This is a genomic window from Gluconobacter sp. P5B12, from assembly GCF_018812035.1.
Taxonomy (GTDB): Bacteria; Pseudomonadota; Alphaproteobacteria; order Acetobacterales; family Acetobacteraceae; genus Gluconobacter.
The window spans coordinates 76343-96203 of the sequence record NZ_JACRVV010000008.1 but is presented as its reverse complement, the minus strand read 5'-3'; the positions used below and the strand labels follow the sequence as shown (position 1 = coordinate 96203).

20 protein-coding genes are annotated in these 19861 nt (G+C 58.1%); 11 read left to right on the top strand and 9 right to left on the bottom strand.

Annotated elements, in window-relative coordinates; all coding sequences use genetic code 11:
* Positions 1-12 precede the first annotated feature (12 nt).
* The 7 genes from KP702_RS13240 to KP702_RS13210 all read right to left on the bottom strand — a co-directional run bounded on the left by KP702_RS13240 (position 13) and on the right by KP702_RS13210 (position 7575).
* Positions 13-738: a gluconate 2-dehydrogenase subunit 3 family protein gene (locus KP702_RS13240; RefSeq protein ID WP_215769155.1), complete on the bottom strand. Its 726-nt coding sequence runs from the start codon at positions 736-738 to the stop codon at positions 13-15.
* 121 nt (positions 739-859) lie between these two features.
* Positions 860-1687 (bottom strand): hypothetical protein, encoded by an 828-nt coding sequence (locus KP702_RS13235; RefSeq protein ID WP_215769154.1) that lies wholly within the window; start codon positions 1685-1687, stop codon positions 860-862.
* Between the two features lie 19 nt (positions 1688-1706).
* A complete protein-coding gene (locus KP702_RS13230; RefSeq protein ID WP_202208064.1) occupies positions 1707-2759 on the bottom strand; it encodes a hypothetical protein in 1053 nt (350 codons plus the stop codon).
* The gene (locus KP702_RS13225; protein ID WP_202208121.1) at positions 2756-3637 is read right to left on the bottom strand and encodes an Hsp33 family molecular chaperone HslO; all 882 of its coding nucleotides are present in this window, start codon (positions 3635-3637) and stop codon (positions 2756-2758) included. Before KP702_RS13225 ends, KP702_RS13230 begins: the two co-directional genes overlap by 4 nt.
* A 47-nt stretch (positions 3638-3684) precedes the next feature.
* Complete coding sequence (gene argF, locus KP702_RS13220; RefSeq protein WP_202208122.1) at positions 3685-4614, bottom strand: ornithine carbamoyltransferase; 930 nt, start codon at positions 4612-4614, stop codon at positions 3685-3687.
* A gap of 41 nt (positions 4615-4655) precedes the next feature.
* Entirely contained in the window at positions 4656-5858 is a 1203-nt protein-coding gene (locus tag KP702_RS13215; protein WP_202208065.1) for an aspartate aminotransferase family protein, read from the bottom strand.
* A gap of 151 nt (positions 5859-6009) precedes the next feature.
* Positions 6010-7575, bottom strand: coding sequence for a D-aminopeptidase (locus tag KP702_RS13210; protein ID WP_215769153.1), 1566 nt, complete (start codon positions 7573-7575; stop codon positions 6010-6012).
* Between the two features lie 64 nt (positions 7576-7639).
* Between KP702_RS13210 and KP702_RS13205 the strand changes: the two genes are divergently transcribed.
* The 7 genes from KP702_RS13205 (at position 7640) to KP702_RS13175 (ending at position 11838) form a co-directional block, all read left to right on the top strand.
* A complete protein-coding gene (locus tag KP702_RS13205) occupies positions 7640-8248 on the top strand; it encodes a regulatory protein RecX (RefSeq protein ID WP_046900930.1) in 609 nt (202 codons plus the stop codon).
* Complete coding sequence (locus tag KP702_RS13200; RefSeq protein WP_215751076.1) at positions 8245-8715, top strand: CHAP domain-containing protein; 471 nt, start codon at positions 8245-8247, stop codon at positions 8713-8715. Before KP702_RS13205 ends, KP702_RS13200 begins: the two co-directional genes overlap by 4 nt.
* A gap of 71 nt (positions 8716-8786) precedes the next feature.
* Complete coding sequence (locus tag KP702_RS13195) at positions 8787-9044, top strand: twin-arginine translocase TatA/TatE family subunit (RefSeq protein WP_046900273.1); 258 nt, start codon at positions 8787-8789, stop codon at positions 9042-9044.
* Positions 9044-9670 (top strand): methylthioribulose 1-phosphate dehydratase, encoded by a 627-nt coding sequence (locus KP702_RS13190; RefSeq protein WP_215769152.1) that lies wholly within the window; start codon positions 9044-9046, stop codon positions 9668-9670. The genes KP702_RS13195 and KP702_RS13190 overlap by 1 nt, the downstream gene beginning before the upstream one ends.
* A 3-nt stretch (positions 9671-9673) precedes the next feature.
* On the top strand, positions 9674-10228 hold the full coding sequence (locus KP702_RS13185) for an acireductone dioxygenase (protein ID WP_215751074.1): 555 nt from the start codon (positions 9674-9676) through the stop codon (positions 10226-10228).
* Positions 10229-10237: 9 nt separating this feature from the next.
* A complete protein-coding gene (mtnC, locus tag KP702_RS13180; protein ID WP_215769151.1) occupies positions 10238-10918 on the top strand; it encodes an acireductone synthase in 681 nt (226 codons plus the stop codon).
* Positions 10915-11838 carry a bifunctional riboflavin kinase/FAD synthetase gene (locus KP702_RS13175; protein WP_215769150.1) on the top strand — a complete coding sequence of 308 codons (924 nt, stop codon included), beginning with the start codon at positions 10915-10917 and terminating at the stop codon, positions 11836-11838. The genes mtnC and KP702_RS13175 overlap by 4 nt, the downstream gene beginning before the upstream one ends.
* A 74-nt stretch (positions 11839-11912) precedes the next feature.
* Here the strand turns inward: KP702_RS13175 and KP702_RS13170 are convergent, their stop codons facing one another.
* Positions 11913-12671, bottom strand: coding sequence for a tetratricopeptide repeat protein (locus KP702_RS13170; RefSeq protein WP_215769149.1), 759 nt, complete (start codon positions 12669-12671; stop codon positions 11913-11915).
* A gap of 90 nt (positions 12672-12761) precedes the next feature.
* Positions 12762-13727, bottom strand: coding sequence for a TraB/GumN family protein (locus KP702_RS13165; RefSeq protein WP_215769148.1), 966 nt, complete (start codon positions 13725-13727; stop codon positions 12762-12764).
* 219 nt (positions 13728-13946) lie between these two features.
* Between KP702_RS13165 and ileS the strand changes: the two genes are divergently transcribed.
* From ileS to mutL, 4 genes are read left to right on the top strand one after another with little or no spacing between them, the layout of a single operon-like run.
* Complete coding sequence (ileS, locus tag KP702_RS13160; RefSeq protein ID WP_202208073.1) at positions 13947-16793, top strand: isoleucine--tRNA ligase; 2847 nt, start codon at positions 13947-13949, stop codon at positions 16791-16793.
* Positions 16793-17305, top strand: a complete 513-nt coding sequence (lspA, locus tag KP702_RS13155) for a signal peptidase II (RefSeq protein WP_202208074.1) — start codon at positions 16793-16795, stop codon at positions 17303-17305. The genes ileS and lspA overlap by 1 nt, the downstream gene beginning before the upstream one ends.
* A gap of 50 nt (positions 17306-17355) precedes the next feature.
* The gene (locus tag KP702_RS13150; protein ID WP_202208075.1) at positions 17356-17931 is read left to right on the top strand and encodes a DUF3035 domain-containing protein; all 576 of its coding nucleotides are present in this window, start codon (positions 17356-17358) and stop codon (positions 17929-17931) included.
* Between the two features lie 39 nt (positions 17932-17970).
* On the top strand, positions 17971-19833 hold the full coding sequence (mutL, locus tag KP702_RS13145) for a DNA mismatch repair endonuclease MutL (RefSeq protein ID WP_202208124.1): 1863 nt from the start codon (positions 17971-17973) through the stop codon (positions 19831-19833).
* The last annotated feature ends 28 nt before the right edge of the window (positions 19834-19861 follow it).

Sequence of the window (19861 nt, the reverse complement as noted above, 5' to 3'; positions counted from 1 at the left end):
GATTTAAGCCCCTCAGGCCGTTTCGCCTGAGATGGAAACAGGGCCAAACGGATAGGCGGCGCCATCCTGATTGACCCAGTCCATGAAATCGGCCCGGGCCCCCGGGAAGCCCAGCATCAGCCACCCGCCTAGCCCTTTGTTACCCCCATAAAGGGGATCAGAGAAAACACCCTCAAGAGTATTGGTCCGAAGTTGCTCGAAGAAAACCCGGCCTGGAACATCGCCCAATGACAAAGAGCCGCCTTCCAGTGCCGTCAGGATGGCCTCCTGCTCTGCGACTGGAAGATCCGGGAAGGATTTTCCATGTTGCTGGCGGGTATAGGCTTCCAGTCCCTGAAGGCCTTTGCGATACAAATCGCGCGGTACAAACGGGAGCTGATAGCCGAGATTAGCTGGTCCCTGCACGAAAGGGGCTGACATGTACCAGTTGTCTCCCTGTGCGTAGGGTGTTTCCATCTGACGATCTATAAACTCTGCAACGCCCAATGCGCGCGCACCTGGCCCATGCTGATCCTGCGGGAAAAGCCGCTCGGTAGCGGATTCCAGAAGGCGGTACTCGTCAGGTGTGAAGAAGGAAGGGTGGTAGGACTGTTTCGATTCTTCGGCCAGAGCCTCGGCCCAGTGGGCGTGGCCGCCAACCATCCAGAATGATGTGGATCCAAGCAGGCCTTTGACAAAACTGCGGCGAAGAGGGCGGGTCACGGTCGGTTCCGTCGAAGGCACACTGTTCTCCAGCATAAGGGTAGGGTCATATTCGGAAAACAAACATATCCGGAATAAAAGATATCAGACCCCCATAGGACGGGTAGAGGTCGCAATGCCAGAGAACTTTCGATCATCATTTAGCGATGAGCGCTATTTATCCGCCTGAATCGCTGGCTTTTCCGTTGGATGGAAGTTGCAGAACACCTGCAGGAGGAGACTTCTGCTTTGGTGCCGTAATCGCCGGAGCCGCGCTATCGTCACCCGCGCCCGTGGGGAAAATGGCATCTGGAACGCTGGCCTGAACGGGGGCGGCAACGCTTGGCGTGCTTGTGACTACGGCCGGAACGTCCTGTGGGACAGGCTTTGCAGGCGTCGCCGGTGTGGGGCTGCCTGATCCATCAAGAGCCTGTTGCTTCACGCCGCCATCAACCAGAGGGTTGCCCACCGCATCCGTCATCCAGCTCATGAGCTTTTTGCGGACCTGAAACTCGAGTTCAACATTCATGTCCTGCATCATCTGATTAGTCAGGGCATAAAGAGAGGCGCGGGATGTAGCGCTTTTGGTGCCGGTGTCGAGCTTTCGGCTGATCCGTGCATGGATATATCCCGTATGCAGATTTCCCGCATCGGCAATATTCAGCTGCACATCCAGGGCGCCTGAGATCGCATTCTCGCCCTCTGAAGAAATGTAGGCCTGTTTAATGATGAATGCTGCCTGACCCTGCTGTCCACTGGCCACCAGTCGTTGGTTAGCCATTTGTTTCAGGGCCTGATCGGGGGGCGTAGGGGCTTTCGAACTCAGGGAACCTGGGGATGGAACAGCTTCATCCTGAATGTTGATTGTCGCCACATTCAGGTGCAACTGCGACAAATAGCTGTAGTCTGCGGGAGGGAATGTCTGCGCTGGCTCATCATCTGCACAACCCGCAAGACCGAGTGATAATCCCAGAGCAACAGCTCCGAACCAGTACCGTACACCCATCACGCTATTCCCCATGATCTTATTGGTCGTCGCGGCCCAATAGGCTCTTGAAACGCCCGAACAGCCCCTTCTTGTGCGGTGACTGTAATACCGGAGGCGGCTCCAACGGAAGCTCCGGCAAAAAAGACCGACGTTGAACAGGCTCTGATTCCCGAATTTCCGTCACTTCCGGACTGTTATCAGGAGGCTTTTCTGGCTCAGGATCAGTCGGTTTCACAACCGCCGCAGCCGGAGCCGCCTGAGGAACGCGGGGCGTCCGTAGCGAAGACGCCTGACCGACACCAAAATCTTCCGGAAGGAAAGGACGCGCAGCTCTGATGAGATCGGCGTGTTCGGAATGTCGTGCAAACCACTCCAAAATCCAGCCCGGAATCAGTGGCCCTGACGGATTATCGCTAATCAGGAGTGGGCCGCTGGGATAGTAGAACGACGGACGATTTTCAGGTGCCGCTTCGTCCCACACAAGATAGAAAACCGAGTTTTCCAGTGCGTCGTGGAAGCGATAGGCTGTCGCGCCTCCCAGCTTCATCTCAATCTGCGCCCGGACAGGCATTGCAGAGAAAGGAGAGGAGACAACCAGAACGTCTGTGCCTCTTCGGGCCGAGAGTAGCGCTTTCATACGCCCTTCTGCCACAGGCTTCCCATCGGGACAGGTCAGGGCTTCTCCGCTATCGGCATGGCCTGCAGCAATGAAAATGGCATGGGGGGCATGTCGTCCCAGCCAGAGACCCGACAGCTCCCGAAAAGCTGTCGAAGGAAGGTCAGTCCTGAAAGAGACAGCATCGTCCCGGATGTCACCGCCAAGCACCCCTTCTGCCAGTGGCCAGAATACCGGGTCCATGCCAGTCAGAAGGCGGTCTTGCACATCCGGGTGAAGCGCCATGACATGACTGCCCTTGTACGCTCCATCCTCAATCCACCAGCAGGCCTGTCGTCCGCTGTCTTCATCCTGAAAGAGAATGACCTCGAACTGGCCAATAACAGGATGGCGCTCCAAGGCTACCCAGCCTGGATAAAGCTGTTCGACGGGAAGGTCGTCGATCCTGATTCCGTCGAGCAGTGGAAGCGTCATGCAGGTTTTTCTCCAAGCTCATCACGGGTGAAACGGAAGCCGACGTTACAGAACTCACAGTTCATCGTGATAGCGCCGTTTTCCACCATGTGATCCAGGTCGTCCTCGCCAAAACGCTCCAGCACTGAGGCCAATCGTGCCCGGGAGCAGCGGCAGCCGTAAGCCAGAGCGCGTGGTGTAGCGATCTGAACGTCTAACGTCCCGAAAAGGCGATGGATCAAATCGCCACTTTCGAGTGTTTCGTCAAACATCTCCCGGTCCTGCAATGTTTCGGCAAACGTGCAGGCCGTTTCCCAGGCGTCCTCAGCCTGAGCGGCATTCTCGATGCCGCCTTCATCGGCAATCCGTTCCAGCACAAGGGCACTGGCCCGCCAGCCGTCAACCGTCTTGAGGCAGAACAGACGGATCCAGCAGTCATGCTGCTCGCTGGTCTGGAAATAGTGGACGGCCATCTCAGAGAGGGTTTCTCCCGTTAGCTCCACGATGCCCTGATGGCGGTCCATATCCGCCCCCTGGTCGATCGTGAAAGCGAGGTAGCCGTTACCAAGCAACTCTTTGGGGGACACTGGCAGCGCTGCTGGATCAGCCTCTTCCGCAAGCCGGGCTGTAAAACGCAGGTCGCCTGTGTCCGTGGCATCTGCCAGCAGCAAGGATACCGGACCGTCTCCCTTGATCTGAAGGGAGAAAGACCCTTTGAATTTTAGCGCAGACGCCATGCCTGCAACCAGAGCTAGGGCCTGACCACCCATTATCAGGACAGGATCCGGAAGGTCATGCCGCGACAGGATGGCGTCTGCCAGCGCTCCTAGCCGAACCAGTCGTCCCCGGACGGGCGACTGTGCCAGATGAAATGGCACAATCCCTCCTGAAACGACCATGTTCGGGACGTTGGGGCGTCCCCTGTCAAGGAATGGCGGTGTATCGATCACCCGTTCTCTCTTCCAAGAGCCCAGAGAAGCAGGCCCTTTTGCGTATGAAGGCGGTTTTCCGCCTCGTCAAAAACAACAGACGCCGGGCTTTCGAACACCTCGGCAGTCACTTCCTCCCCGATATGGGCAGGCAGGCAGTGAAGGAACAGGGCATCTGGTGCAGCTTTTGCCATAAGGGCCGCATCCACCTGATAAGGACGGAAGGCAGCAAGGCGCTGATCGCGATCCTTGTCCCCCATGCTGACCCACGTGTCTGTCAGAACAGCATCTGCGCCCACGACAGCCTCGGCAGGGTTCTGGAAGACCTCGATGGAGGCACCATTCTGGCGTGCCCAGGCAACAGCACGCTCACTGGGCGCGAACCCCTCTGGCGTTGCCAGACGAACATTGAATTTGAGCAGAGCTGCCGCTTCCATCAGGGAAGTGGCTACGTTGTTGCCGTCCCCAATCCACGCAAGCGTTTTTCCCGCAATCGGGCCACGATGCTCTTCAAACGTCAGTACGTCTGCCAGAATCTGGATGGGATGAGAGACCGGCGTCAGACCGTTGATGACCGGAACCGTACTCCATTTTGCCAGCTCACGCAGGTTCTCGTCCTTACCGGTTCGCAGAACAATCACATCCAGAAAGCGCGACAGAACGCGGGCCGTATCCGCAATAGTTTCCCCACGGCCAAGCTGCATGTCTCCCGGTGAAAGGACGGACACCTGGCCGCCCAACTGCCCCATACCCACTTCGAATGAAACACGTGTGCGGGTGGAGGGCTGTGCCAGCATTAGTCCCAGAGTGCGTCCTTCAAGAGGACGCTGCGGATGCAGTGGGGTCTCGCGATTGTTCTGCAGCGCTTTGATCCGGGCCGACAGATCAATGATCTGTCGGATGACTTCGCCGCTGAAATCGCGAATATCAAGAAAATGCCGTGGCATCTGCTGTTCCGTTCCTGCTGTCCGGGGGGCAATTGCCAAACTCACGACACTTTCTCCTGTTCTTTCTTATGGGCGGCTGAGTAGGCTTCGGCCGCTTCGATCAATTTCTTGCAGGCGACCTGACAGTCTTCTTCCGTCACAATCAACGGAGGCACCAGACGCAGCACATTATCGCCCGCACCAACGGTCAGAAGCCCGGCGGCCGTGACGAGCGGCATCACGTCTCCAACAGGTGGCACGCAGTGCAGACCACGCATCAGACCCATGCCGCGGACATCGTCAAAAACGCCCGGTGAACGCTTTACGACATCTCGCAACATGCCTTCGAAGGCCTCTCCAACCGTGCAGATATGCTCCAGAAAGCCGGGGCTGAGAACTTCTTCCAGAACTGTCGTTCCTGCCGCACAAGCCAAGGGATTGCCGCCAAATGTCGTCCCGTGCGAGCCAGGTGTCAGATGTTTGGCCAGCTCTTCGGTTGCCAGAACAGCCCCGAGCGGGAAGCCGCCACCAATGCCCTTGGCAATGGAAATGACGTCCGGCTTGATGCCATACCACTCATGCGCAAACAGCTTTCCTGTCCGACCAACACCGGTCTGGACTTCGTCGAAGCCAAGATAGATGCCGTGCTCGTCACAGACTGCGCGTAAGGCCTTCATGAAGACTTCGGACGCTGGCTTGATGCCGCTTTCACCCTGGATGGGCTCCACGATAATACCGGCAGTTTCCGGCGTAATAGCCGCGCGCAGGGTATTGGTATTGTTGAACGGCGCATGATCGAACCCTTCAACAACAGGCCCAAACCCCTTTTGGTAGGCAGGATTTCCGGTCGCAGAAATCATGGCCAATGTCCGACCGTGAAAGGCGCCGTCAAAGCAAAGAATGCGCGTACGCTCGGGATGGCCGTTCTCGAACTGCGCCCGACGGATCATCTTCACCATGCCCTCGTTTGCTTCAGCGCCCGAGTTGCAGAACAGCACAGAGTCCGCGAATGAGTTCTTCACCAGAAGATCCGCCAGCTTTTCAGCCTGCGGAATACGGTAAAGGTTCGAGACGTGCATGACCTTCGCGGCCTGATCCGCAATGGTCTTCACCAGCTTCGGGTGGCCGTGGCCCAGCGAAGAGACGGCAATGCCAGCCCCGAAATCCAGATATCGTCGCCCGTCCGATGCCGTCAGCCAGACGCCTTCGCCCTGCTCGAAAGCAAGGTCGGCACGTTTGTAATTGGGCATGAGGGAGGAGATCATGATGATCGTCGATCCTGGATCAGGGTGAATGAAAGCTGCAGAATCGGAAAACCCTGCCCCGGTCGCCCGGGGCAGGGCCAAAGATTCCGCAGACACATACTGTGCGGCAGAAATACGATCCGTCAAACCCCTTGCGGGCAAAGAACGGTTGTCAGGCGCGCCTGTAAACCAGATCCCGCGCCAGCCAGCATCCGACCTTCACGGTGTTGACGCCTGAAGAATCCCGCTCGAACAGCAGCGTCCAGTCGCCCGGCGCCGTATGATCGAGCGCCCGAGGGCATGGCAAAACCCAGACGTCCCGTGCCAGTCTCTGAAGCGGTTCCATCCGGCCATTGCCCAGAAAGCCTGAGAAACCGCCATAGACCACGCCACCTGCCAGTTCGATGGTGACTTCTGCCTCATCCAGCTCTTCACAGCGATAAACGCCTTCAAGTGCTTCTATGTCTTCACCGGCAGTTTCCTCACAGGCGGTGAGAATGCCCACGCGATTTTCACCCGGCCGCTCCATCCGGATTTCGTCTCCCTGACGAACGATCTGGACGTTTGGTGTTTCAGCTCGTGAGGCGGAAACCCCCTCCAGCATTTCCGGCACCATCAGATATCGAAGCTTGGCTCCGCCGGGAGCAGGCTCGATTCGCGCGGATAGCCCGGTCTCTCGCTCAATGAAGGTGCCGTACAATTCATGAGGCGGCTGTGTCGCCCGATCCGGCTCATAGGGAACACCCAGTGCTGCTGCCAGCATCTGGCCCGCTGCAACCTGTGCAGGTGACATATGGTTGAACATCACAACGACAGACAGGCGCTCAGACGCGACGTGCAGCCTGTGGGACCGCCAGCCCCTTAGCGCGCCACCATGCATCGTCACATCACGTCCGAAAAGTGATGTGCGTTGCAGCCCAAATCCGTAAGGCGCTGCTTCACCATCGCGGAAGGTCACCGGCGTTGTCAGACGGTTGTAAAGCCCGTCAGGATCATCGCGCGTCGCATCAATGAAACGCTCCCAGGCAATCATGTCATCCAGCGAAGCGCCCAGACCTGCATCCCCGGTCCACCAGATGTTATTGACAGCCGGGCGGAAGCCGCTCTCCACGGTTCCTTCATACCCAACAGTCCCGTCCGGCATGGCGCGTGTTTCGGCTGCCAGAATGGCCCGTTCCATACCCACGGGATTGAAAATGGACGTCTGAAGCAGTTCAGCGAAATTCCGCCCTGTTCTGTCTTCCAGAATGTCAGACAGCAGGCGGAAGTTCTGGTTCACATAGGAGTAAGACGTACCGGGCTGAAACTGGAGCGTGCGCGTGCCGTCAATAACGCGACGTCCTTCCCGATCTCCGAAAAACCCCTCGACTGGTGCGCCATGCAGCATTGCCACGGCCCAGTAGTCACGCAGGCCGGATTGGTTGTGCGCAAGATGAAGCGCCCCTGGCGCTGGCTCATCCAGTTGTGGCAACCGGTCGTCCACATCTCCGTCAAGTTCCGCCGGGTCCTGGAAAAGATCCAGCAATACGCCGCAGGTGAACTGCTTCGTGATGGAGCACATGCGGAACAGGGAAGACGGGGTGAACGGCAGGCGCCGCTCCGCATTGGCGTAGCCCCATGTGTGACGGACAAGAATCTCGCCATCTTTCACAACAGCCACAGCCCCGCCGGGGCCGGGATAGCGGACAGGAAGGGCGGAGACAGCCGCCTCAAGACGGGCTGAAAGAGAGTCGCTCATGGCTTGAATGATGACCCTATCCGATCTTGCCGTAAATGCCCTCTTCGCAGCATACTCTTCTGCTATGGAGGACATACCAACAGCTCCCGATTTCAAGGCACTACGCGAAATGGCACTGGCGCACGTGGCTCGCTTTGCCACAACCGAGCATAGTCTGCGCCAGACGCTGGAACGGCGTCTTCGGCGCTGGGGCACGCGTGCCGTGCATGCCGGGCTGCCGGAAGAAGATGCCGAAGCCACAATCAGAACTCTTCGACCCGCCGTGGAAGACGTCATTGTCGCCATGACAGAACTCGGAGCCGTCAATGATGCCGGATTCGCCCGTTCCCGCGCTTTGAACCTGACCCGGACCGGACGGTCTCGCCGGGCTGTTGCCGCACATCTGGCCACGAAGGGCGTTGATCAGACAACCACACAGGAAGCACTCAACGAATCGCTGGGTGAAAGATCAGACGAAACGGCGCGTGAGGCTGAACTGGCGGCTGCGCTCGTTCTGGCGCGCAAACGTCGCGTCGGTCCCTTCTGCCGCCCGGACCGCCCACAAGAAGACCCGGTTCGCGTTATGGGAATCTTTGCGCGTAATGGTTTCTCCCGGGATGTCGTGCAGACAGCCTTGGAAATGGACACTGAAGAAGCAGAAGACCGCATCATCGCTTTCCGGAGCCGCCCATGAAAAAACTGGCACTCTGCCTGCTGCTGTCACTCACAGCCTGTGGCGGTAGTCGCGAATACAGTCGTGCCAGTTTCAACGGGCCGCTCCAGTGCGCACCCTATGCCCGGTCCCGGACAGGTCTTCAGTTGCGGGGCAGTGCGGCATCCTGGTGGCGTCAGTCAGCAGGGCATTATGCCCGGAGCCATGCCCCCATTCCGGGTTCAGTTCTTGTCTTCCGGGCAACGTCCCGGGTGCCGAGTGGGCATGTTTCGATCGTGCGCAGACAGATTTCTTCAAACACGATCCTTGTAGATCATGCTAACTGGGAACCAGGACGCATCGATCGCAATGTCCCCATCACGGATGTTTCACCCAGCCATGACTGGACTCTGGTCCGGGTCTGGTGGGCACCCATTCACGGCCTGGGGCGCCGGGCCTATCCGACCTATGGCTTCGTTTCGGCCTCTGGTCGGGATGATGCGTCCTGAGCGAACGCTTGCACAAACGCCCAAGCCTTGCCACATGAAGGTGTAGCCTTGGCTTTTCGGAGTATTACATTATGGGCAGCATGAGCCCCGTTCACTGGCTGATCCTGGCGGTCGTCCTGCTCGTCGTGTTTGGCGGCGGTGGAAAGATCAGCGGCCTGATGGGAGACTTTGCGAAGGGCATCAAGTCCTTCAAGAAGAACATGGGCGAAGACGAGAACATGACGCCACCTGAAGCCAATCAGGCGCCGGGTCATATCTCGGCCCCCAATCAGTCGCCCGGCTACAGCCAGACGACTACCAACAGCGACACGCACCGCACGCAGGTCTGATGTTGAATACGACGTCTGATACGGCATGGACCGAGGCCGCCGGACAAATCGTCCGGGCAGGCCAGCGGATGGATCAGCGCGGCTGGGTTCCAGCTACAGCTGGCAACCTGTCCGTACGTCTGGCAGATGGCCGCATCGCCATCACGCGCTCTGGAGGCCACAAAGGCTTCCTGACAGAGCAGGACGTGATCCAGATCACCCCTGAAGGCGTACCGCTGGACCCAACGAAGCGTGCCAGTGCGGAAACCCTGTTGCATACCCAGCTCTATGCGCATGACCCGTCGATCGGGGCTGTACTGCACGGTCACTCTGTTGCGGCCACCATCCTGTCCATGGATGAACCAACAGACGCGATCACCCTCGCGGGCTATGAAGTGCTGAAGGTTTTCGAAGGCCAATCAACGCACGACACCATCCTGGACTTGCCCCTGTTTCACAACGATCAGGATATCGCCCGTCTCTCGACAGTTGTTGCTCCGAGACTGTCGGACATGCGTCTGGGTTACCTGATTCGCGGTCATGGCGTTTATGTCTGGGGTAAAGACATGTTCACAGCATTGGCGCGGCTTGAAGGGCTTGAATTCCTGCTCGCCTGCCATCTCGCCCGTCTCCAGAAGGCACGCTGAACCATGAGCAGACTGACTGTTTATCGGGACGATAGCCCCGAAACGATCCTTCTCGACGTCACCACCCCCGGGGAAATCGCCGAGACCTTGCGTCCGCATAATATCCGTTTTGAACGCTGGACGCCGCCTGTCACGCCTGCAAAAGACGCGACCACAGATGAGATTCTGGATGCATATCGCCCCTATCTCGACACCCTGATGGGTGAAACGGGCGCGGGAAGTGCAGACGTGGTGCGCATCAATGCGTCCACGCCTAATCTGCCAGAGTTGCGCAAGAAGTTCCTCTCGGAGCACACGCACAGCGAAGATGAAGTCCGGTTCTTTGTGCATGGTCAGGGCGCTTTCGTCCTCCACATTCACGGCCGGATCTATTCGGTTCTCTGCACGGCCGGAGACCTGATTTCTGTGCCGGAAGGCATTCCGCACTGGTTTGATGCTGGCCCGTCCCCGGATGTGGTCGCTCTGCGCGTTTTCACCGACACAACCGGGTGGATCGCGCAATATACAGGCGATGATATCGCCGAGCGTTTCCCCGCAGACGTCTCCACTTCCTCCTGAAAGTCTGACATGATCCGTCTCGTCCTGCTTGATATCGAAGGCACGACCCTGCCGATCTCTTTCGTTCGGGACGTCATGTTCCCTTATGCGGCCAAGGCTCTTCCGGCTTTGATCGAAGACCACACAAACCCTCAGGTTGTGGCCGCACGAGCAGATATTGCCATCTCCCATCCTGGAGAGGATCCGTTGAAGGTCTGTCAGGACTGGATGGTCAGGGACGAGAAAGCGGCGCCCCTCAAAACACTTCAGGGCATCACTTGGCGGCAGGGTTTTGAAGATGGCACGCTCCGTGCAGATCTCTACAAGGATGTTCCCCCGGCCCTGAAGGCTTGGTCTGAGGGCGGCCTGCGTCTCGCAGTGTACTCTTCGGGCTCCATTCCATCGCAGAAGCTTCTGTATGGCTATACGGAACAAGGTGACCTGACGTCCCTGTTCGACGGCTTCTTCGATCTCTCCACAGGTGGGAAGAAAGACGCGGCATCCTATACAAAAATTGCAGAAGTTTGCGGTCTAAAGCCGGAAGATATCCTTTTCCTTTCCGATATTGGAGCCGAGCTGGACGCTGCGATGGAAGCTGGGCTTCAGGTCTGTCAGCTCGTGCGCCCACAGGATCACACAGTTCCGCACACGGGTGTTCTTCACGCGGCAGATTTGAATGACGTTACCCAGAAGTTCAGTCTCCCCGCATGACCCTGCACACTGATTGGCGAGATATTCCGAAGGACGCCCGCGGCACGGTTGCCGCTCTAGGGAATTTCGACGGTGTTCATCGTGGACATGTGCACCTGCTGCATAGCCTTCGTGCAGCGCGTCCTGACCATCCGCTCTCCGTTGTGACGTTTGATCCGCATCCGAGAGAGTTGTTTCGCCCTCAGAATCTGCCGTGTCGCCTCATGCTTCCGGATGTCCGCGCCAAGGCGCTGGAAGAGCAGGGCGTGGCCCATGTTTTTCAGATTCCCTTCGACAAGGATTTTTCGTGGTTAAGCGCAGAATCCTTTGTTCATGATGTGCTCTTGGGGGCTCTTGGTGTCCGTCACGTCGCCTGTGGCGCAGATTTTGCCTTCGGTCATCGCAGAACCGGCAACACTGACGATCTGGAAGCGCTTCTGACGCCAAAGGGTGTCGGGCTGACGATTGTACCGCAGTTAGTGGATGAGGGCGGCCCTATCTCATCCAGCCGCATTCGCCGCCTTCTTCAGGAAGGGTATCCTGAACGGGCTGCGCTGGAACTGGGCCGACCATGGTCGATCGTCGGGCCGGTCATCCACGGGGATCAGCGGGGACGTCTTCTCGGTTTTCCCACAGCGAACATCCCCCTTCGTCAGCATCTCGAACCCGCACGCGGAGTTTATGCCGTTCAGGTGACGCTGCCAGATGGACGGATCATTCCCGGAGTAGCGAATATCGGCCGGCGTCCGACCATAAACGATGGACAGGAAAGCCGCCTTGAAGTTCATCTTTTTGATTTCTCGGAAGACCTTTACGGCAAAACCCTGAGCGTTGCTCTGATTGCGCTTCTGCGGGATGAAAAGCGCTTCTCTGGGCTTGAGGAACTCAAGGCCCAGATTGTTCAGGATGCCGAACAGGCGCGTCGTCTTCTCGGGCGCTAGGACGTCTTTTTGAGCTCTGAGCTGCAGAGTGCGCCAAGCTCAGGATACATGGGAATACAGCGCTGGAGAGTATATTATTCTCCTTGAGAGCGGATGCCGATTTCCTTCAGGCGTTCCTGAACGCGCTCTTCCAGATTCTGATCTCTTTTGTTCCCCAAAAGGACCAGCTTCTTGCTCATCGCCAGAAGAATGTCAGACGTGGCATCCATAACAGCCTTGCGCCACCAGCCCAGCGCTTCGTCAATCTCGCCAGCATCCACCAGTGCCGTCGCATAGTTGTGCTGCCCCCGGTAATCTCCGCCTTCTGCTGACTTCCGATACCAGTCCAAGGCTGCCGCACGGTCCTGTGGCACAACCCAGCCTTCTTCCAGAAAACGTGCATACAGGTTCATGGATTTGGCATGGCCGTTGTGCGCCGCTGTTTGAAACAGATGAAGCGCCTTTGGCAGATCCTGGGGCTGCCCGATGCCCCGCATGGTCAGAATGCCCAGATTATAACGGCCCCATTCGTCTCCAGCTTTAGCCGCTGCTGCATAACACCGGGCCGCTTCCTGAAGGTCTTCCTCGCATCCCCAGCCGAATTGAAAACACCGGCCCCGCATATTATGTCCCGGCCCGAACCCGGCCTTTGCGGCAATGGTAAACCATTCCAGTGCGCCGACAGGGTCCTTGGGAACATAAATGCTCTCCAGCAGGACCTGCCCCCACTGGACGATTTCCAGATGGTGCCCTTTCAGGGCTTTCTCACGGATGATTTCGATATGAGAAGGCAGCGGGGGGGCTGCCTCACGTTCGGGTGGGCGGGAAAAGATTTTCCTGAAAACGCGCTTCATGTCGGGGTCACCATCCGCCCTGTCCGAATGCAGAAAGTACTGCCGCCAGACTGTACCGCCCCCAGGTCGTTCAGGCAAAGCACCCGCTGTTTAAAGCGATGTGTTTGCTGAAGGCGCAGGCACAATCTGCTGAACGTCAAAACCGTCCTTTTTCAGGAGCGCAGGAAGTCCTTGTGGGCCCGCCATGTGTAAAGACCCAACCGCTACGAACAGGGACTTTCCAGAATCATGAAGGGTCAGGATTTTCTGGGCCATCGCTGCATTTCGCTCATCAATCATGTGGAACGTCTGGTGTTTCTCCTGTGGTGTCCGCTCACATTTGCACCATTGTTTGTACTGGTTCAGTCGCGTCAGATCGCTGTGTCCCCACATCGCAATAAGCTGATCTTCGTCTTTCCGCGCTTCCCCCGACGAAATCTGCTTGATGGTTTCATCAATGAAGGCGTTTTCTTCGGACAGCTTGGGGGAGATCAGGAGGTTACGCTGTGTCTGAACATCTTCGAGAGCGATAACTTCTTTTTTCAGGCTGCCAGCCATTCCTTGAAGGACAAGATCGACGGCATAATCGGGATAATATCCATCCGCGCGCGCAGCTGATGCGGTAAGCCCGGCCGCTTCAAGGCCGATTGCCGTAGTGGCAAAGCCTGCCGTGGGAATACAGAGTTCATCTGCCAGGGCATCGAGTTTTTTCTTCCGCCCGGAAGCAATCAGCCTTTCGCGGTTGGTCGGTTCTTCGGGTTTGCGAAGGGCTGCCAGTGTCTGGGGATCCTGCAGATTCAGTTCAAGCGCAACAGCCTGGCTTTGCAGGATGGCGGACCGTATTAGCGGCCCAGGCATCAACCATTCTTCGCGAGAGGCATGAACAGTGCCGTACAGCCACGACGTATGACCATCTTTCGTGGCTTTCCACAGAAACCCGCGGTCCTGGGATGTCATCAGAAGATGAGGAAGATCAGATTTGGATGGAACAGCTGCCGGTGCCGGACAACGAGGGGCCTGTGCTACCGCGAGAGAAGGAGCAATCGCCAGGATCGCAGCCAGCCAGAATGTCTTCATGAAAATGCCCCCGTACAGATCTTCTGCCAAAACAGATCATGCTTCTGCCACTGAAACAATCCATGACCAGACCTGTCATTCAATTGTCTTGAAGGCCCGAATAACAGCGTTTTTGGCAGAACATGACGCGGTTTACCCTTAGAAGACTTGACCACATCCCCGCCCAATCTCCATATGGTCCCCCTTATTTTGTGTGAATGACCAAAGTTGGCCCGTCCCATGTCCGACAAGTCCGATACGACCTTCAAAGAACAGCAGGATCGCTACCGCGATACTGTGTTCCTGCCGCGCACCGGCTTCCCCATGCGGGGTGGCCTGCCGAAGCGTGAGCCCGAGACGCTTGCCCGCTGGGCAGCAATGGATCTGGATGGGAAAATCCGTGAGGAAGGGAAGGGACGCCCGGTCTTCACGCTGCACGACGGTCCTCCGTATGCCAACGGGCACATTCATATTGGTCATGCGCTGAACAAGGTGATGAAAGACGTCATCAACCGTGCGCATCGCATGTCCGGTTTCGAAGTCCGCTATCAGCCGGGATGGGACTGTCATGGTCTGCCGATTGAATGGCGGATCGAGGAACAGTATCGCAAGGCGGGCAAGGACAAGGATCAGGTTCCCCTGCTCCAGTTCCGCGCAGAGTGTCGCCAGTACGCCGCGGAGTGGGTGAGCAAGCAGGCGGAAGACTTCAAACGCATCGGTGTTCAGGCCGAGTGGGCCAATCGTTACGTCACGATGGACTATAGCTCTGAAGCCAAAATCGTTGGAGAAATCGGCAAGTTCCTGCTGAATGGCGGTCTGTATCGGGGCCTCCGCCCTGTTATGTGGAGCCCCGTCGAGAAGACCGCTCTGGCCGAAGCCGAGATCGAGTATCACGACGTTGACTCCACTACGATCTTCGTCGCCTTCCCGATCATCAAGGACCCGACGCCGGGTGACGCCCTTGATGGCGTCTCAGCCGTTATCTGGACCACAACGCCGTGGACAATTCCAGCCAACCGCGCGCTCGCTTACGGTCCGGACATCACCTACGTGGTTCTGCGTGCCGACGAGATCACAGAAGCCAGCGTTGTGCCGCAGGGCGCGCGCCTGCTGATCGCGGAAGACCGTGTTGAGGCCTTCTGCGCTGAAACCGGTATCAGTGCGCATCACATTCTTTACACGCTGCCCGGCAGCGCGCTGGAAGGTGCTATTGCCGCTCATCCGCTACGTGGTCGTGGTTACGAATATGACGTGCCGATGCTTCCGGGTGATTTCGTCACGACAGATGCTGGTACGGGCCTTGTTCACATGGCGCCGTCTCATGGTCAGGATGACTTTATCGTCTGCCGCCAGTTCGGCATTGAAGTGCCGGAACTGGTGCAGGATGATGGTCGATATGCGTCATGGGTTCCGCATCTCGAAGGCATCCATGTTTTCAAAGCGGCTGACCCGGTCTGCGATCTGCTGACGGAAGCCCGTCAGTCCGGTGAACATGACGACGCACCTGCGACCGGCCTTATGGCCCGCAGCAAGATCCGTCATTCCTATCCGCATTCCTGGCGTTCCAAAGCCCCGATCATCTTCCGCGCCACACCTCAATGGTTCATCGCGATGGATGGGGAAACGAAGCTGCGTGAGAAGGCTCTCAAGGCGCTTGATCCTGTCACCTTCGTGCCTGAGGCTGCCCGTCGCCGCCTGACCTCCATGGTCGAGCAGCGTCCGGACTGGTGCATCTCCCGTCAGCGCGCCTGGGGCGTGCCGATTGCCGTATTCGTGGAGAAGCGAAGCGGTGAAGTTCTGCGTGATGCAGACGTCATGGACCGGATTGTCAAGGCTTTCCACGAAAAGGGTGCGGACGTCTGGTACGACACAGACCCGGCTGTTTTCCTTGGTCCAAACCGTGACCCAGCGGATTACGAACAGGTCTTCGATATTGTGGACGTGTGGTTTGAATCCGGCTCCACGCATCAGTTCGTTCTGGGGCAGGAAGGCCTGAACTTCCCGGCAGACGTCTATCTGGAAGGCTCTGATCAGCATCGCGGCTGGTTCCAGTCGTCCCTGCTGGAAAGCGTCGGCACACGTGGTGTCGCCCCCTACAAAGCCCTTGTGACGAACGGCTTCGTACTGGACGAACAGGGCCGCAAGATGTCCAAGTCGCTCGGGAACGTCATTGCCCCGGCAGACGTCACGGACTCACTGGGTGCCGACATTCTGCGCCTGTGGGTGCTGAACTCCGACACGAATGAAGATCTGCGCATCGGCAACGAGATCCTGAAGCAGCAGGGCGAACTGTACCGTCGCCTGCGCAACACCCTGCGCTGGCTGCTGGGCGCGCTGGACGGCTTCACGGAAGAAGAGGCTGTCCCCTACGCTGAAATGCCGCCGCTGGAGCAGTATATCCTGCACCGCCTCTCGGAACTGCGCGGCCTGATCAGCACGGCCGTCGAAACGCATCAGTGGGTGGGTGTTTATCCGGCCCTGCATGGTTTCTGCACGACGGATCTGTCTGCGTTCTATTTCGATATCCGTAAGGACGCTATCTACTGCGACGCTCCTTCTGATCTGACGCGCCGTGCCTCCCGCACGGTTCTGGATGCTCTGCACCGTGCGCTCTGCACCTGGCTGGCACCTGTTCTGGTCTTCACCGCAGAAGAAGCCTGGAGCGCCCGTTTCGGTGAAGAGAGCAGCATCCATCTGGAGCAGTTCTTTGAGCCTGATGCCGAGTGGAACAGCCCGGAACTGGGCGCCAACTGGGACGAGATCCGCGCTTACCGCCGCCTTGTTACGACCGAGCTGGAAACAGCCCGCCGTGATGGCGTCATCGGCGCCTCTCTGGAAGCCAGTGTAACGCTTCCGATCTCACAGGAAGAGGCAGCGTCTCTTACAGGAATTGACTGGGCAGAGCTGCTCATCACATCCCACGCGGAGATCGAGCTTCTTCCGGGCGAAACAGTTCACGGTGGCCCAGAAGTCGAGCGTGCGCCGGGTCATAAATGTGCCCGTTGCTGGAAGGTGCTTCCGGATGTGGGTGAAAATGCCGAGCATCCGGCTCTGTGCCGTCGCTGCGTCAGTGTGGTGAGTGCCTGATGTCCCTTTGGCAGGAAGGTATGAGCCGTATGGGGCGGCTGGTTCTTGGGCTTGCCCTGCTGGTTCTGGTCCTCGTTCTGGATCAGGCCAGCAAGGACTGGATTCTCTACGGCTATAATCTGCCGGAGAAAGGGTCTGTCCAGATCCTCCCATTCCTGAACTTCACCATGGTCTGGAACCATGCTGTGACGTTTGGAATGTTTGGTGGTCTGGGCAGTAAAGGGCCTCTGGTCTTCTGCACGGTCTCTTTACTGGCCGTGGGCCTGCTGGTTTGGACCATGATAAAAACGCGCCGGACACTGGTCGCGGGGGCCTGCGGGGCCATCGCGGGTGGTGCCATCGGTAACGTCATTGACCGCCTGCGGTATGGTGCCGTTGTGGACTTTCTCCATGCCCACGCTTTCGGCTGGTCATGGTATGTCTTCAACATTGCCGATGCCGGTATTGTGTGCGGGGTGGCGGTCTGGCTGATTGACTCCCTTCTTGCTGAACGTAACAGCCAGCCGCAGTGAGCAAGGGGAGCTTGCCCCCACGCTGTGCGGACTGTAGGACTATACCCATCATGATTGCGTCCCAGGGTCCCTCAATGCGCCGTAACCGTCTTCCAGTTGCCCGTCTCAGCGTACAGATGGGTGCAATTGCTTCATTCGGCCTGATGCTGTCTGGTTGCTCAGGCAGCGATCTGGAGCGGGCCTTCGGCATGGAACGCTACATGCCGGACGAATATACCGTCACGACGCGTGCCCCGCTGTCCATGCCGCCTTCAGAGAAGATGCAGCTTCCCGGCGCTGCCGATGCGCACCGGCCGGACGAGAGCCCGCGGATGCAGGCTCTTGAAACGCTGTCTCCGGATGCAGCGCTGCACCCCTTTGGCGGCGAAAACAGCAGCGGCCAGTCCGCGCTGGTTGGTCAGGTGGACAAGGCCTCTGGTGCTCCCAACAATGCCGAGCTCGGTGCTGCCGATGCAGGCTTTGTTGACAACCTGATGTTCTGGAAGGGCGGCCAGGCTGGCTCCGTGGTCGACGGGGACGCTGAAAACCGCCGTATTCGTGAGAACTCGGCTCTGGGTCGTAACCCGGCAACAGGTGCCACCCCGACCGTCAAGAAAAAGAGCGGCCACTTTCTGGGCGTGCTGTAAACGGCACTCTCCCGACCTTCAGGATTGTGAGTCACCGTCCTGTCTGAAAAAACTTCCCTCGTACGCCCGGTTATCCGTCGGCTGTCAGGTCATGTTGTTGATCTGATTGCGGCGGGTGAGGTGATTGAACGCCCGGCTGCGGCTCTGAAAGAGCTTGTCGAGAACGCGATTGATGCTGGCGCCACACGTCTTGTGGTCGCCCTTCGCGCTGGCGGCACAGATCGTATTGATGTCACGGACAATGGTTGCGGCATGACGCCGGAAGAGCTGGACATGGCTGTCCAGCGCCATTGCACATCCAAATTGCAGGACGAACGTCTCGTTCAGATCCGCACGCTTGGTTTCCGTGGGGAAGCCCTGCCATCCATTGGGGCAAGCGCACGCCTTTCCATTACATCCCGAACAGCCGAATCTGACACGGCCTGGTGCATTCGTGTCGACGGAGGCGTCATCACGCCGCCACACCCATCGTCCGGTCCGGTGGGCACGCGGATTGTGGTTACGGATCTGTTCTTCGCTACCCCTGCGCGACGCAAATTTCTTAAAAGCCCGCGTGTGGAAAATAGTCATGCCGAATCGGTCATGCGGCGGCTGGCTCTGAGCGCGCCGCATTGCGCCATGCGCGTCACACTGGACGATAAGGTCCTGTTTGACCTGCCCGAACAGAGCCCCATCGCCCGGACGGCAACGGTTCTGGAGACAACACCCGACACGCTGATCCCGCTTGATGAACAGCGCGGCCATATACGCCTGTCCGGCTTTGCATGTGGCCCTGCCAAAACAAAGGCTACCGGTTCGGGCCAGTTCATCATGGTTAATCACCGCCCGGTTACAGATCCCATGCTGCGGACGGCCATCCGTGTGGCGTATCGTCCCGTCATTGAACGGGGGCGTTTTCCGGTGATGGCTCTTCATCTCAAGGTGCCTCTGGAGCGACTGGATGTGAACGTACATCCTGCCAAGACAGAACTGCGCTTTGCGGATGAAGCTGAAGTCCGGGCACTCGTTATTGGCGGTTTGGGTCGGGCACTCGGGCATGGGTCCAGTGGCGGAGGCGGAATCCACGCCAGCTTCGGGTCACGTCCAGCGCGTCCTTCAATTTCCTACCCGTCGCGGCCAGACGTTCCTGTTGAACTGCCTTCTTTCAAGGAGTTCCGCACAGAGCCAGCAGCATCGTTGCCCTTAAGTGTGCCAAAGGCAGCGCCATTCGCTCCCGATCGATCGGGTTTTGCTGAGCAGGAGGCGGGTTTTGCGCCGGCTGCGCGTGCGCCCCAACCTGTTCCAGAGCATCTTGACGCCTCTTTTCCGCTCGGCGCTTCGGTGGCTCAGGTCTTTGACACATACATTATTGCCGTTGCCCCTGATGGGGATCTGGTTCTCGTGGATCAGCATGCGGCTCATGAGCGTCTGACCCATGAGCGCCTGAGAGAGCAATATGCCAGCGGGACTTTACGATCTCAGGCGCTCCTGCTGCCTGAAGTCGTGGATCTTCCCCGACGGGACGCTGAGGCTCTGCTGGCACGGTCTGAAGATCTGTCCAGGCTGGGGATAGACCTCGAATCCTTTGGTGCAGGGAGTGTGCTGCTCCGATCAGTCCCCGCCCTTCTCGGCACAAAGGACGTTCAGGGCCTTCTGCGGGATGTGGCGGACGAACTCGCCAATGATCCGGATCTGGATGCTGGCAATACGGATAGTTTTTCCAATCGTCTGGATGCCATTCTGGCCCGGATGGCCTGTCATGGAAGCATTCGCGCGGGCCGACGCCTGAAACCGGAAGAAATGGATGCTCTTTTGCGGGAAATGGAGCGTACTCCGCGCGCCAATACCTGTTCGCACGGCCGTCCAACCTGGTTAAAACTGACGCGTAATGAGATCGAGCGTCTTTTCGGGCGTATTAAATAGTCGCCCAATTGTGATCCCATTGCTTGAT